This window comes from Larkinella ripae (genome assembly GCF_054780775.1).
In genome coordinates, this window is record NZ_BAAGVR010000033.1 from 60,663 (window position 1) to 74,524 (window position 13,862).

Below are 13,862 nucleotides of genomic sequence, written 5' to 3' on the forward strand. Positions count from 1 at the left end.
AAACTATGCTAAAATCAATGACGGGGTTCGGCAGCGCAACCCAGGAAGCCAACGGGCTGACCGTAACCGCCGAAGTGAAAACGTTAAACTCCAAGTTTCTGGATATTTACTGCCGACTGCCGCGGGTCTTTTCCGACAAGGAGGTTGAACTGCGGAATTTGCTCACGCAGCGGCTGGAGCGGGGCAAGGTCGAGTTGTCCTTGAACATAACCCGCCTGACCGATGTCCGGCCCGGGGTGACGGTCAACCGCCCGCTGGTGGGAGCCTACCTGAGCGATCTGCGCGAGACCTCCCAGGGACTGTTGCTGGATGTCTCGGACAGCGATCTGTTCAAACTGGCGCTGCAACAACCCAATGCATTCAATTCGGAGGCTTCGACGGCTTCGGATACGGCCGCCAGCGATTGGGAACTCATTCAGCTGACGGCGCTGGAAGCCATCCGGAAATGCGATGAATTTCGGCAGCAGGAGGGGAACGGGCTGGAAGTCAAGTTTCGGGAGTATATTCAGATCATAACCGACCGGCTGACGCTGATCGAAGTGCAGGATGTGAAACGCATTCCCGCCGTTCGCGAGCGGCTGCGCACCATGGTGACGGAGCTGATGGGCAATGACGAATTCGACCAGAACCGCTTTGAGCAGGAGTTGATTTTTTACATCGAAAAATTTGATATTTCGGAAGAAAAAGTGCGGCTGAAAAATCACCTGAGCTATTTTCAGGAAGTGCTGGCGGCCGAAGAAGCCAACGGCAAAAAACTCAATTTCATTGCGCAGGAAATCGGACGGGAAATCAATACCATTGGTTCCAAAGCCAACGACGCGGCCATTCAGCGGCTGGTGGTGCAGATGAAAGACGAACTGGAAAAGATCAAAGAGCAGACGCTGAACGTGATCTGATTCGGTCGAATGGCCAGAAAAGCGCAGCCCACGCCGAAAACCGTGGGCTGTTTTTAGTTTTCAACGCCAAAAAAGGCCCCGTTCTGGGTGCCCAACAGGAGTTCAAAGGGAATTTCTTCCTGCTTGATAAAGCCCCGTTGCGGTAATAGCCCGTCGGCCACCAGTTCGACCACGGCGGCCACCGAACCGGCGGTGGTCCAAGAAATGGCGCGCCAGGCCTGGCCGTCGATCTGGCGCGGGTGGTAGGCCCGGAAAAACTCCTCGCGTTCCAGAACGGGGCCTTTCCAGCCCTCCACCACCGCATACACATACACCACATCGGCCTGAACGGGCGGTTTGGCTTCCGTCAGAATCTGCTCCACCAGCACCCGTTTGTCTTTCAGAATCAGCTCGTGGAGTAAAAACCGCATCAGTTTGGCGTGGCCGGGGTAGCGAATGGTCTTGTAGTTGAGCGTATCGACCAGGCCGGCAAAAGTTTCGCACATGGTTCCCAAACCGCCGGACGTGCTGAACGCTTCAAATTCCTGGCCTTCGATGTTGATGACTTCGATGCCATCGAGCGCCGGAACGGTTTTGAAAACGCCGTTGGCGATCACTTCGCAATCATTCAGGTATTCGTTGATGACCCCGGCGGGCGACCACGTAAACGAATAGCCCAGCAAACCGTTCGGGTAGCGGGGCAGGGCGCCCACCCGCAATTCAATGTCCCGGAGTTTGGTAAACCGGGTGGCCAGATCAGCCCCGATGATGCCGATCAGACCCGGCGCCAGGCCGCATTGGGGCGCCATCACGCCCTTGGCGGTTTCGGCCATCAGCCGAATGGCTGTGGTGGTCGGGACATCCTCCGTTAAATCGAAATAATGCAGACCCAGTTGCCAGGCGATTTTGGCGATGGGCAGGTTCAGGTTGTAGGGCAGACAGGACACCACCCCGTCGAACTGGGCCAGCGTGTTCACGAGCGTTGCTTCGTCGGTAACATCGCCCTGCACCACCGGAAACGGGAGTTCATAGACCGGCGGGAGTTTATCAAAACCGGTGATGGTGAATCGTTTGCTGAGCAGAATCCCAACCAGCGAGCCGACCTTGCCCATCCCAACTACGACTATTTTTTTCATATGTTCCACCGCCCGGCTACCGAAGGGCTCATTTTCTTGCCTGAAAAATTCTGAATTTTACGCCTGATTTTCGCGCGTTCACGTTCTAAACTACGCATTTGGGACAAAATTCGCAATGGAGTTTTGCGCTTGTGAATTTCCTGTAAGCGGTTTTTCGTGCGGGACAAATCGCCGGATGGGCAGGCTCGGAAAACCGCTGCCCCGTTTATGGGTTATTTGAAAATGAAACTTCCCGTTGAATTTTATCAGGAACAGGACACCATCACGCTGTCGCAACAGCTTCTCGGGTGTGAACTCGTGCACGAGAGTCCCGAAGGCATCACCGCCGGCATCATTGTGGAAACGGAAGCGTACCTGACCGGCGATCCAGCCTGCCACGCTTACCGGCGTAAAACCGCCCGAAATGCGGCCATGTTCGGTCCGGCGGGCACCTTGTATGTCTACCTGATTTACGGTTTTTATTATTGCCTGAACGTGGTAGCCGGGCCGGAAGGGGTGGGCGAAGCCGTGCTGATCCGGGCGCTCGAACCCACCGAAGGCATCGACTTGATGGGCGAACGCCGAAACCTCGATCCGGCGACCAAAACCGGCTTGCGCGGACTAACCAGCGGCCCCGGTAAATTGGTGATTGCCATGGGCATTTCGCGGGATCATAACTTCCATTCTCTGACGGCGCCAACGGCGGTTTCCCCGGTTTATATCCGCCCCCGCGTCTCCGACGACGTTGAAATGGTAACAACCACCCGCATCGGAATCACGCAGGGCGCGGACTTGCCGTACCGGTTCTACGTAAAAGGAAACCAATTCGTCAGCAAGTGGTGATGGGAGGGCGGTTTTCTGTGATCTGTCGTTTATGCTTGACATTCTGAGCAGTTGATTATTGACGAGGTAATACGATAATAGACGGTTTTTTTTGAATAAAAGCTGGATAGGGCGCTATCTGGCTATTTTTTTGTCGAAAAAGTTGGAAGTCAAATTCTCAACGCTATACCTTTGTAATTATAATTAGTCTAAATAACATCCGTATTTATAGTTTCTATGTCTCATTCTACCCAAAATTTTCGTTTGGTACTGATCGCCCTGGCGTTGCTAACCGGCTTGTTCAGTCTCCCGGCGATGGCCCAAAATACCGGTGGTATTGCCGGAAAAACCTTCTCGTCTGACGCCCGTCCGCTGGTTGAAGTCAGCGTTCGCGTGGCGGGCACCCGGCTGGGAACCATCACCAACGGAGCCGGCGAATTTACCATCACCAACGTGCCCGTCGGCCAGCAGGTCCTGATCATCACCCGGGTGGGCCACCAACGCATTCGGCAGGCCGTTACCGTTACGGCCGGTCAGGTAACACAGGTTCCGGATCTGACAATGGTCGAAAACGCCGAACAACTGGCGGAAGTAGTGGTTGAAGGCCGGAATTCGTACAAAACCGATATTCCGTCGAACAGCCTGCGCCTGAAAACGCCCCTGCTCGAGGTGCCCCAGAACATTCAGGTGGTGAGTCGGCAACTGATTGCCGATCAGCAGATTTTTGATATGCTGGAGGGCGTATCCCGCAACGTCAGTGGGGTTACCAAAAACGAACACTGGGGCAACTACGCCCGGCTGAACATGCGTGGGTCGCGCGTTTCACCGTTCCGGAACGGCATGAACGTCACCTCGGTCTGGGGACCGCTGGCCGAAGACATGTCGATGGTGGATCGGATTGAATTCGTGAAAGGCCCGGCCGGTTTTATGATGGCCAACGGCGAACCCAGCGGTTTTTACAATGTCGTTACCAAAAAACCGACCGGTGAAACCAAAGGGGAAGCCACCGTCACGGTGGGCAGTTTCGATACGTACCGGGCTACGGTGGATCTGGACGGCAAAGTGAGCCAGGACGGCCGGTTGTTATACCGCCTGAATGTGATGGGTCAGTCGAAGGGATCTTTCCGGGATTTTGAATACAACGACCGCTACACGGTTGCGCCGGTGCTGAAATACAAGCTCAGTGACCGCACGTCCCTGACCGCCGAATACACCTACCAGTACTCGCGGATGTCGGCCATTGGGTCGGCCTATGTTTTCTCGGGGAACGACCTGGGGAGTCTGCCGCGAAACTCCACCATTGCATCGGCCAACCTCGAACCAACGAACATCAGGGATCACAGCGCTTTTGTGTATCTGGAACACCAAATCAACGACAAATGGAAGCTGACGGCGCAGATGGCTTATCTGAATTACAGCCAGGTTGGCTCGTCGCTCTGGGCCGATTCGGCGAAGGTTACGGGTGAAGTCTACCGTACTGTGGGCATCTGGGATGCACTCGACGAGAGCAAATTCGGCCAGATTTTTGTCAATGGCGAAGTAACGACTGGGCCGATTACGCACCGGATTCTGGGTGGTCTGGACCTGGGAACCCGCCGGTACATGGCCGATTGGAGTTCTTCGTTTCCGCAGTACGACAGCGCCTTTGTTTTCAATGCCAATACGCCCAATTATTACCTGCCCACCCGCTTGCTGCCCCGGTTTGACCGGTCGCTCAGCCTGCTTCAGCGGGCGGGAACCAACGTGATGACGCAGTCGTACACGGGGCTGTACGTACAGGATGAATTGCGGTTTTTCAACGACCGGGTTCGCCTGACGCTGGCGGGGCGGGTAACGTCGGCCCGCGACAGTCAGTATGGTTCTGGAACGAACGAAACCGTGTTTACGCCACGGGTGGGAGCCAGCTTCTCGGTCAACAAACAAACGTCGGTCTACGCGCTGTACGATCAGGCTTTCGTGCCGCAGTCGGGAACCGACCGCAACGGCCGGGCGTTTGACCCGATTACCGGCAACAACCTGGAAGCCGGTTTGAAAAAAGACTGGGCAGAAGGGCGCTGGAACTCCACGGTATCGGTTTATAAGATTACCAAAAATAACGTGCTGACCACTGATCCGACCAACCCGAACTTCTCGACGCAGCTGGGACAGACCCAGGCCAGCGGAGTCGAGGTTGACGTGCGGGGGGAAATCATTCCGGGCTTGAACCTGGTGTTGAACTACGCGTATACCGACGCCAAAATCAGCAAGGACACCCGCGAGTCAAACGTGGGCATGCCGGTACCGGGTTTCGACAAGCAGGTGACCAATGCCTGGCTGTCGTACCGGCTGCGGAATGGCGGTTTGCAGGGACTCGGCTTTTCGCTGGGCTACCAGTGGGAAATCGACCGCTACGGCTGGTTCAGCGAAGCCACCACCAAGGACCCGACGCTGCCCAACGTATTCCGGACCGACGGTTCGGTTTCGTGGAGCAACAACCGCATGAGCGTGGCCCTGAACGTTAACAATATTTTCGATGTGAAGTCGTATTCGGGCGCGTATTATTCCTGGAGCCAGGCCTATTACTGGCAGTATGATCCCCCGCGGAATTTCCGTCTGAGCATCGGATATCGGTTCTAGTTTTAAACGGACAGTCCTAAATTGTGCTGATCTGGCAACGTATCGTATGACAGTAAAAAAAGTGGTTGGAAAACTGCACCTTTGGCTCGGACTGGCGTCCGGGCTACTGGTGTTTTTGGTGGCGATTACCGGCTGTATCCTGGCTTTCGAGCACGAAATCAAAAGCGTGGTGCGCCCCTTTCAGTACGTCGAGCCGGTTGCCAATGGCGAAGTGCTGCCGCCTTCCCGGCTGAAGGCCATTGCCGAAAAGCAGGTGCCCGGAAAACCGGCCCGGGGGGTCAACTACGGCGAGCTGGGGCACAGTGTCAACGTGCCGTTTTACGGCGCAGCGCCCGATTATTATTACCAGGTTTACCTGAATCCCTACACCGGCGCGGTGCTGAAAGTGGTGGATGAAGAATCGGATTTCTTTCATTTCATTCTCCACGGGCATTACTACCTGTGGTTACCCGAAGAAATCGGCCAGCCCGTCGTGGCTTACGGAACCCTAGTTTTTACAATTCTGCTCATCACCGGCATGGTGTTGTGGTGGCCCAAAAATCTGAAAAAAGGCAATCGCGACAAGAGTTTCAAAATCAAGTGGAAAGCCCAGTGGCGCCGGGTCAACTACGACCTGCACAATGTACCCGGTTTTTACGCCCTGTCCATTGCATTGGTTCTGGCCATCACCGGAATGATTTTCGGGATCGAGTGGCTGTCCAATTCGATTTACTGGACTACCTCGGGGGGAAAAACACTGCCCGAATACCAGCAGCCTTTGTCCGATTCGACGGCAGCCCGCCGGTTTTCTGACCCGATGGATCAGCTCTGGAAGCGGTTTTATCCGGTCAAAACCGAAACCGCATCCCTGTTTATTTCGTCGCCCGAACTCGCTTCCGAATCCTTCAGTGTATCCATTAACCACCGGCCAGGCACGTATTACAAAACGGATTACTACAATTTTGACCAGTATACGCTCAACGAACTGTCCGGCAAAGGGCCGTATTTTGGGGCCTACAGCAAGGCTGATTTTGGCGACAAACTCCGGCGGATGAACTACGACATCCACGTCGGGGCTATTCTGAGTTTGCCCGGGAAAATACTGGCGTTTTGTGCCAGCCTGATCTGCGCCAGTTTACCCGTCACCGGTTTCGTTATCTGGTGGGGCCGCCGGAAGAAAAAAACCGCCAAACCGCAGCGCCAAGTTTCCAGAGCGCAGACGGTTTGACGGTTTTTCGTTTACGGTATACGGTTTTCGGTTTATGGTATACGGTTTTCAGTTTCGCCGGAACAGACGCCTTCACTGACTAAGCGTGCGTCAGCCACCGTAAACTGAAAACCGTATACTGTATACCAACTTTTACGGCTTGCAATACGGTTTGCTTTCTTCAGCCGTCAATTTGATGGGCCAGTTGGTGCTGGTGACCTTGTAGTTATTGTACTCCAGATCCAGGTGGTCAGGAGCCGAACCGGCTCGCAGATCGTAGGCTTTGTTCAGTTGCACGGTCACTTTGGTGCTCAGATTCGGCCAGCTTAGCGTTGGCAGATCAACCCAGTCATCCTGCGTTCCGGAGGCCCGGTATTGGGCATACAGCACTTTAAATGGCAGTTTATTCGGGTCAACGCTCTGATTGCCACAGTTGAAGACCAGCGAAATGGTCACTTCCTTGCGGCTGTCGGGTGCCGGTTCGGGAAGCGGAGTGAACGGAACCGCCGTCAGGTCGAAACCGACTTCCGTGTTCGAACAGCCGTCAATTTCGGGCGAATCGTACGCCTTGTTGGCCTTGTCGTACAACCGGAGCCGAACGTTCAGCCCTTTCCTTAAATTCGTTAGTCGAACGGAGGTGCCGTTGTTAATGGCCCGCCAGAAGCTGAACGCACCGTCGACGCGCTGCACGACATTGTTATTCTGATCGACGACGTCAATTCGGTAGTCCGGACTCAGTCGGCTGTAGCGGCTGTTGAATTTAAACGTCGGTCCCTCGGCACATACTTCTTCCGTAAAAGCCGCCATCCAGAGCGACAGGTGTTTGATGTCGGCTACGTATTCCAGATTGCCGCTGGCGTTGCGCTGCACTTTTCCGGCTTCTTCCCGCGTCCACTTGTTCGTCACTTCATCAAAACTGAACAACGGAATCTGATCACCCGCCTGAATGGGTCGTCCGGCGTTGGGATTCTGCAGCTGCGGATGAAGCGCGAATGTGATCCGAATCGGTTGCGAGAACGTTTTCGCCAGTTGGTAGGCGTCGTTGTAAACCGTAATCCGAACCCCGCCCGCGACGGCTAGAATCTGCTGATTGCCCAGGTAGCTACCGGATGGGGTAGACGCGTTGATGATGCCGTTTCCGGGCATTTCGGAAGCTGCTTTGGCGGTCGAGCTGTTGTTGACCGGATCCGCCGTGATCGTCAACGAACCGCCCACCGGGTGTCCGGCAATGTCTTTTACTTCACTGCCCTGCGGTACCGTTACGGTCGCCTGACTGACGTTGGCTTCGGTCTTGGTTTGCACCGTTGCCGCCGTTTGTACGGTGCCGCCGTCGGAGCTTTTGAAAGATTGCTGGGCGGGTTGACTGGCGGTACTGACCAAGGCAACGGTCAGGTTCCGCGGACTCCCGTTTTCCAGCTGAACGGGCAGAATATGGTCGGCTGATTTGTCCGACAACGCGGCAATGTTAAAGCGGATGGGAGCAGTAGCCGAGGGTGTCGTGGAGGGCGACAAACACAGAAATAGCTTTCCGTCCGAGGTCAGTTTGAATTTTTTTGTGTTGAGCGTGGTAACAACTTTGTCGGCATCCGGTCCCCCGATTTTGATGGTAATTTTATCCGCTGTCAAACCGGCCGGAATCCCGTATTTGACCTGAACCGCCACGGCCAGCGGATCTTTGAATTTAAGTTCAACATTTTCGACCGGATTCTGGCACGCATCAAGAAGCCACACAGCCAGCACACACACGATTGATAACAAGCGTTTCATAACGAGTAGATTAAATGAAAAACAAAGGGGGATCGTAAGGAGAGAACAAACGGAGAGGAAAGAAAAAAGAAACCAGACCCAATGCTTTCGTCTGCCATCTTTAGCCTGTCCTCATCCGTCTATTTTCTGAATAAACCATAGGTTACTAGGAATTGCAGGGAGGGCAGAAAACGGTAACTTCGCATGTTGTTTTCGATCACCGGAATTTGTTCATCAATGGTGGTCGTTTCCAGAAAACCGGTGTAGTTTAAATCAACCTGGGGCGACCCGAGGTAATAAGCGCCCAGTTCGACGGCAAAACCAAGCCGACGGATGGGCGTGGAGCGGCCATATCCCAAACCGGCGTAGCCCAGCGCCTTGTTCCAGCGCAGGGACGCATTCACGACGCCCACATTTTCTTCCGAAATCTGGAGACCGCCAAATTTTACGTTACCTTCCGCAATGACATTGGCCTTCACATCGGGGCGCCAGGTGTAGCCTACACCGCCGGTTAAAAAGAAGGCGTTGGATTTGAAAGGATGCCATTTGACGGACGCCAGGGCGATTCCCATGACCAGGTCCGGGGTAATGTTTAATTTGCCTTCCCCGGCTTTTACCCGAAAAACGCGGTCGTAGGCAAAATAACTGACGCCCACACGACCGACCAGCCGGGCCTCTTTGTCCAGGACCCGGGCGAGCTGCAAACCGGCTCCGGTTGTACCGAGTTGGATGCCAATGGAATAGGGCGCCGGTTTCGGCGCAGTTGAATTGGGGGCGTCCTGGGCGTGGAGTTGCGACGGAGCCAATCCAATTAACAAACAAGATAAATAGGAGGTAAGTAGTTTATTCATACGTTTCCAATCGCTAATACTCAGTTTTACAATGTAAAATTACTGAATTATCAGACAAAAATTAGGCCAAATGTACGGATGGATTGAGGAACTGACCACGCTATTTGCTGAATTATAACTATTATCGGGTTTGATATAATAATTTTGAAGTCAGTTCCGTGAAGATGAATTTTGGCGTTCTCCACCGGAGCGGTTTTCGAAAAAATACGGATATGCAACAATTCCTTCAAAAACTAAAAACTCAGCCGGTGATGTCAGGCACCAGCACCGGGCAGGCATTCTGGCATTCTTCGGCAGGCGAGGAGACAACGACGCTGCTGGAGTCGTATTCACCCGTTGATGGTCAATTGATGGCCCGTGTATACCCGACTACTCCGGAAGATTATGACCAGGTGGTGGAAACCGCTCAGTCGGCTTTTCTGATCTGGCGGAATGTTCCAGCGCCAAAGCGGGGTGAGATTGTTCGACAAATGGGGGAGCAGTTTCGGCTGTATAAGAAAGACCTGGGTACACTCGTCTCCTACGAAATGGGGAAATCTTTGCAGGAAGGCATGGGCGAGGTGCAGGAAATTATCGACATCTGTGATTTTGCCGTTGGGCAATCGCGGCAGTTGTACGGATTGACCATGCACAGCGAGCGGGCCGACCACCGAATGTACGAACAGTGGCATCCGCTGGGCGTGGTGGGCATCATCTCGGCCTTTAATTTTCCGGTAGCCGTTTGGTCGTGGAACGCCATGCTGGCCTGGGTGTGTGGCAACGTCTGCATCTGGAAACCATCGGAGAAAACACCACTGACGGCGCTGGCCTGTCAGCAAATTATCAAGGAAGTGCTCGAACGGAATGAGGTGCCGGAGGGTGTTTCCTGTCTAATTACCGGCGGGCGGGAGGCCGGTTCATGGCTGACAGCAGATCCGCGGATTTCGCTGGTGTCGGCAACGGGTTCGACGCGCATGGGCAAAGCCGTTGCCCAGACCGTGGCGGGGCGGCTGGGTCGTTACCTGCTCGAACTGGGGGGTAACAACGCCATCATTATTTCGCAGCACGCTGACCTGAACGTGGCCATTCCGGCGATTGTCTTTGGGGCCGTCGGCACAGCGGGGCAGCGGTGCACCTCAACGCGCCGGCTCATCATTCAGGATTCCATTTACGAAGAGGTGAAAAACCGCCTGGTGAAAGCATATGGGCAGCTTCGGATTGGCAACCCGCTGGAGGAGATAAACCACGTCGGTCCGCTGATCGATCAATCGGCGGTGGCGGGGTATCAGTCGGCCCTGTTTCAGATCAAGGAGCAGGGCGGGCGGTTGCTCATCGACGGCGAGGTGCTGGAAGGCCCCGGTTTTGAATCAGGCTGTTACGTGCGACCCGCCATTGCGGAAATGCCCGCGCAAACCGCCATTGTGCAGCACGAAACCTTTGCCCCGATTCTGTACCTGTTAAAATACAGTCGTTTTGAGGAAGCCATTGACCTGCAAAATGGTGTGCCGCAAGGCTTGTCATCGGCGGTTTTTACCCTCAATTTGCGCGAGTCCGAGCGGTTTTTATCGGCTGCCGGTTCCGACTGTGGCATTGCCAACGTCAACATCGGCACGTCCGGCGCCGAGATCGGCGGGGCATTCGGCGGGGAAAAAGAAACCGGAGGTGGTCGTGAATCGGGTTCCGATTCCTGGAAAGCCTACATGCGCCGTCAAACCAACACCATCAATTACGGCACCTCGCTGCCCCTGGCGCAGGGAATCAAATTTGAATTATGAATTAGGAATGATGAACGATGAATGGGCTACCGCATTCATCGTTCATCATCCATCCCTCATTATTCCCTTAACTCACCCACACTTTAATCGTTCCGGTTGTTACTTCGTTGGGTTCCAGGACGATCAGGCCCTGGCCGTTGTTGAGGGCGTTGACGTTGCTCGTCAGCGATTCGATGGCAATGCTGGTACGACCCAAGGGCGTGAAGACGACCAGGTAATTGAATTTTTTCGGGCCGGTTTCCTGCCAGACGTTCAGTTGCAGCTGCTGCTGAGCCGAGCGTAAAACCGTCGTGGCCCCTTCACCCCCGTTTTCTTCCACCAGAAAAGCCGCATCCAGTTTGCGCTTGTGCAGGGCGATTTCTCCTTTTTGTACAAATAGCTCATCGCCGACGGGCAGCAGGTTGTCATCGAGGATAACCTGCCTTTCGGCGGGCAGATTGATGCTGAGCTGGTCGATCGGTTCTTCGTTGAGCGTAAAATACGGATGCCAGCCAAAACTGACGGGAGCCTTCCGGGTGCCGGTATTCTGGGCTTCGTACGTCACCGAAAGGCCCTCAGCTGATAAGATATAGCGGACCCGGAACTCAAACGGAAAAGGATACCCCGGATACGTACCGTCGTGGAGATACCGAAGCGTCAGCGAAGCTTCCGTGTCGGTGATGCTTTGTCCGACTAATTCAAACGCTTTTCCCGCCACAAAACCGTGAATGGCGTGATCCTGCTTGGCTTCATTCATAGGCAGGGTAAACATTTCCCCTTCGAACGAATAAATCCCGTGCCGGATGCGGCTCGGAAACGGGAACAGGAGCGCACCGGCGTAAGTTTCGTCGGCCTGCAAGGCCTGTTGCGAATTGGGTGCCCGCAGCAGAGAAACCGGTTTTCGATCCGAAGGAACAGCTCCCTGCTGCCGCAAAACCAGTTGCCGGGCAACGGCGCCGTGGGCGGGTAAAATACTAATTAATTCACCCGTCCCGGTATTTTGAATGATGTATTCGGTAAGCGACCCAAACGGCTGGTGGTGGATTTCAAAAGACATTGTTCAGCGGATTAAAGTGTCAGAACTGGGGAGGTTATTGTATAAGTCAAAGACCATATTCGGGGAAAAGTTCATTTTTTCGATTAAATGGAGCCCAAAAATGTGACTTCGGGGCGGCTCTCACGTATATGTAATATACTCCACTACCTAAATTGATCAGATACCGTGTTTGCGTCCGAAGAAGTCCTATCGCTTGATGAACTTTACAAAGCTCAGAATGAAATCAACCAGCTAAAACAGATGCTCGAGCGGGAAGCCCTGTTCGGCGAGGGAAAGGTACCGAAGCAGGAAGTCGATAACCGGGAACGGATTCATAATTTTCTGTATTACCAGTTGTCGCTGACTGCGCCGTTGATAAAAATTTACGATTTCATCGGTCGGCCCGTCTGGCAACCGGCACCGGCTCTGACGGACCGGCAAGTAATGCATGAAGTGGATCGTCTGCTCCTGCTGCTGGCACAAAAGGGAATTGAAATTCTGATCTCGGATCCGCACCAAAACGCGGACGACCGAAAAGTTTACCAGTTTATCACGGAAGTAGTATTTCCGAAGGAGATCAAGGACGTGCGGCTGCCGGGCGTTTGTTACAGCATCGACTACAATTATTACGAACCCGATGATGCCCATGCCTGTATTTTTATCGCCGATGAATTGTTGCTTGGGTTGGCAGAACCTGATTACGGACGGCTGGGAAGCTGCCTGGCTTCGCATTTTTACATCAATGACAATGTCGAGGATGAACTTTACCACTCGGTGGTCGAAAAACTCGACGCCTATAAAGCGTACACCAAGGGGTATCACGTAGTCGACTGGACCATCGAAACCATCGATTTAGATGCCCACCTTCGACGGGGCGTGGTTCATCTGGTTTTGCATTACGGGCGGGCGGGCCACAAAAAACCGCTATTTACGAGTCGGGGGCAGTTAGTCTGCTACGGGAATGAAAGCAACTGGTGGAATATCCACCGGATCGACCTGCCCGGTTTGTTACTGGAATAATCTCCCCGTTTACATTTCGCCTTCAACGCCCAGGCCAAACAGGGCAAAGTCGTACTTGACTGGATCGTTCGGATCAAACTGCTTCAGGGCTTCGGTTAATTCGAGAGCGGCCTTCCAATCGGTTTGGGGGCGGTTTATAAGGCCGAGTTTGCGGGCAACGCGCTCAACATGAACGTCGATTGGCATCACGAGTTGCGCCGGTTCGATGCGGTTCCATAGGCCAAAATCAACCCCCCGGTCGTCGCGCCGAACCATCCACCGCAGAAACATATTCAGGCGTTTGCAGGACGAATTCCGGCTGGGCGTTGCGACGTGTTTGCGGGTTCGCTCGGGGAAAAACGGATCGCTGCAAAACCGGGTGTGAAAGGTCTCCAGAAACATACCGACGGACCGGAGAACGGTCCCGGTTGTTCCAGCTTCCGGTTCATCCGGACTGAGGCCCGCAGGAACGAACGCATCCTCCAGCGTATCATGCTGCTGGTAATAGGTGTGAAAAAAATGGAGGAAGTAAAGGGTATCCGTCGCGTTGAAGGTGCGGTGTTTGAAGGTTAAAAACCGCTTCAGATCCGTATCCTGATGATTCAGGACGAAATCATACGGCGCTCCGTCCATCAGTTCCACCAGTTCATTGGCCTTTTTGAGAATAACCGGGCGTTGTCCCCAGGCCAGTACGGCCGCCCAGAACCCCATGATCTCAATATCCTGCTGCCGGCTAAACCGGTGCGGAATACTGATGGGGTCTTTCGCAATAAATGACGGCTGGTTATACTGCTCGACTTTTTGATCGAGTAAGGCTTTGACGGACTCGTAATGCATCTGATGGAAAAACCGCATCAAAATTGGCGGCCGGAGAAAATAGGGG

11 protein-coding genes are annotated in these 13,862 nt (G+C 54.0%); 6 read left to right on the top strand and 5 right to left on the bottom strand.

Annotation, left to right across the window (positions count from 1 at the left end; genetic code table 11):
• The first annotated feature begins 5 nt into the window (after positions 1-5).
• Positions 6-896: a YicC/YloC family endoribonuclease gene (locus tag ACYVHX_RS28615; RefSeq protein ID WP_460675146.1), complete on the top strand. Its 891-nt coding sequence runs from the start codon at positions 6-8 to the stop codon at positions 894-896.
• 53 nt (positions 897-949) lie between these two features.
• Here ACYVHX_RS28615 and ACYVHX_RS28620 read toward each other — a convergent pair whose 3' ends face one another.
• Entirely contained in the window at positions 950-2,011 is a 1,062-nt protein-coding gene (locus ACYVHX_RS28620; RefSeq protein ID WP_460675147.1) for a saccharopine dehydrogenase C-terminal domain-containing protein, read from the bottom strand.
• 222 nt (positions 2,012-2,233) lie between these two features.
• Between ACYVHX_RS28620 and ACYVHX_RS28625 the strand changes: the two genes are divergently transcribed.
• From ACYVHX_RS28625 to ACYVHX_RS28635, 3 genes are all read left to right on the top strand, one after another.
• A complete protein-coding gene (locus ACYVHX_RS28625) occupies positions 2,234-2,833 on the top strand; it encodes a DNA-3-methyladenine glycosylase (protein WP_460675148.1) in 600 nt (199 codons plus the stop codon).
• Positions 2,834-3,049: 216 nt separating this feature from the next.
• Positions 3,050-5,428: a TonB-dependent siderophore receptor gene (locus ACYVHX_RS28630; protein ID WP_460675149.1), complete on the top strand. Its 2,379-nt coding sequence runs from the start codon at positions 3,050-3,052 to the stop codon at positions 5,426-5,428.
• A gap of 46 nt (positions 5,429-5,474) precedes the next feature.
• Positions 5,475-6,635 carry a PepSY-associated TM helix domain-containing protein gene (locus ACYVHX_RS28635; RefSeq protein ID WP_460675150.1) on the top strand — a complete coding sequence of 387 codons (1,161 nt, stop codon included), beginning with the start codon at positions 5,475-5,477 and terminating at the stop codon, positions 6,633-6,635.
• A gap of 132 nt (positions 6,636-6,767) precedes the next feature.
• Here ACYVHX_RS28635 and ACYVHX_RS28640 read toward each other — a convergent pair whose 3' ends face one another.
• Together ACYVHX_RS28640 and ACYVHX_RS28645 are read right to left on the bottom strand one after the other, a co-directional pair.
• Complete coding sequence (locus ACYVHX_RS28640; protein ID WP_460675151.1) at positions 6,768-8,381, bottom strand: hypothetical protein; 1,614 nt, start codon at positions 8,379-8,381, stop codon at positions 6,768-6,770.
• Positions 8,382-8,500: 119 nt separating this feature from the next.
• Positions 8,501-9,211 carry a hypothetical protein gene (locus tag ACYVHX_RS28645; protein WP_460675152.1) on the bottom strand — a complete coding sequence of 237 codons (711 nt, stop codon included), beginning with the start codon at positions 9,209-9,211 and terminating at the stop codon, positions 8,501-8,503.
• Positions 9,212-9,423: 212 nt separating this feature from the next.
• Between ACYVHX_RS28645 and amaB the strand changes: the two genes are divergently transcribed.
• Entirely contained in the window at positions 9,424-10,965 is a 1,542-nt protein-coding gene (gene amaB, locus ACYVHX_RS28650) for an L-piperidine-6-carboxylate dehydrogenase (RefSeq protein ID WP_460675153.1), read from the top strand.
• Between the two features lie 67 nt (positions 10,966-11,032).
• Here amaB and ACYVHX_RS28655 read toward each other — a convergent pair whose 3' ends face one another.
• Positions 11,033-12,001 (bottom strand): aldose epimerase family protein, encoded by a 969-nt coding sequence (locus ACYVHX_RS28655; protein ID WP_460675154.1) that lies wholly within the window; start codon positions 11,999-12,001, stop codon positions 11,033-11,035.
• Positions 12,002-12,166: 165 nt separating this feature from the next.
• Here ACYVHX_RS28655 and ACYVHX_RS28660 point away from each other — a divergent pair, with 165 nt between their 5' ends.
• On the top strand, positions 12,167-13,000 hold the full coding sequence (locus tag ACYVHX_RS28660) for a hypothetical protein (protein ID WP_460675155.1): 834 nt from the start codon (positions 12,167-12,169) through the stop codon (positions 12,998-13,000).
• Between the two features lie 9 nt (positions 13,001-13,009).
• Here ACYVHX_RS28660 and ACYVHX_RS28665 read toward each other — a convergent pair whose 3' ends face one another.
• Positions 13,010-13,816 carry a TIGR02757 family protein gene (locus ACYVHX_RS28665; protein WP_460675156.1) on the bottom strand — a complete coding sequence of 269 codons (807 nt, stop codon included), beginning with the start codon at positions 13,814-13,816 and terminating at the stop codon, positions 13,010-13,012.
• Between the last annotated feature and the right edge of the window lie 46 nt (positions 13,817-13,862).

Bases quoted from the DNA above. Each gene is read 5' to 3' on its own strand.
- ACYVHX_RS28630 (WP_460675149.1), top strand. From the start codon at position 3,050: ATGTCTCATTCTACCCAAAATTTTCGTTTGGTACTGATCGCCCTGGCG.
- ACYVHX_RS28635 (WP_460675150.1), top strand. From the start codon at position 5,475: ATGACAGTAAAAAAAGTGGTTGGAAAACTGCACCTTTGGCTCGGACTG.
- ACYVHX_RS28625 (WP_460675148.1), top strand. From the start codon at position 2,234: ATGAAACTTCCCGTTGAATTTTATCAGGAACAGGACACCATCACGCTG.
- ACYVHX_RS28620 (WP_460675147.1), bottom strand. From the start codon at position 2,011: ATGAAAAAAATAGTCGTAGTTGGGATGGGCAAGGTCGGCTCGCTGGTT.
- ACYVHX_RS28615 (WP_460675146.1), top strand. From the start codon at position 6: ATGCTAAAATCAATGACGGGGTTCGGCAGCGCAACCCAGGAAGCCAAC.
- ACYVHX_RS28640 (WP_460675151.1), bottom strand. From the start codon at position 8,381: ATGAAACGCTTGTTATCAATCGTGTGTGTGCTGGCTGTGTGGCTTCTT.
- ACYVHX_RS28655 (WP_460675154.1), bottom strand. From the start codon at position 12,001: ATGTCTTTTGAAATCCACCACCAGCCGTTTGGGTCGCTTACCGAATAC.
- ACYVHX_RS28665 (WP_460675156.1), bottom strand. From the start codon at position 13,816: ATGCATTACGAGTCCGTCAAAGCCTTACTCGATCAAAAAGTCGAGCAG.
- ACYVHX_RS28645 (WP_460675152.1), bottom strand. From the start codon at position 9,211: ATGAATAAACTACTTACCTCCTATTTATCTTGTTTGTTAATTGGATTG.
- amaB (WP_460675153.1), top strand. From the start codon at position 9,424: ATGCAACAATTCCTTCAAAAACTAAAAACTCAGCCGGTGATGTCAGGC.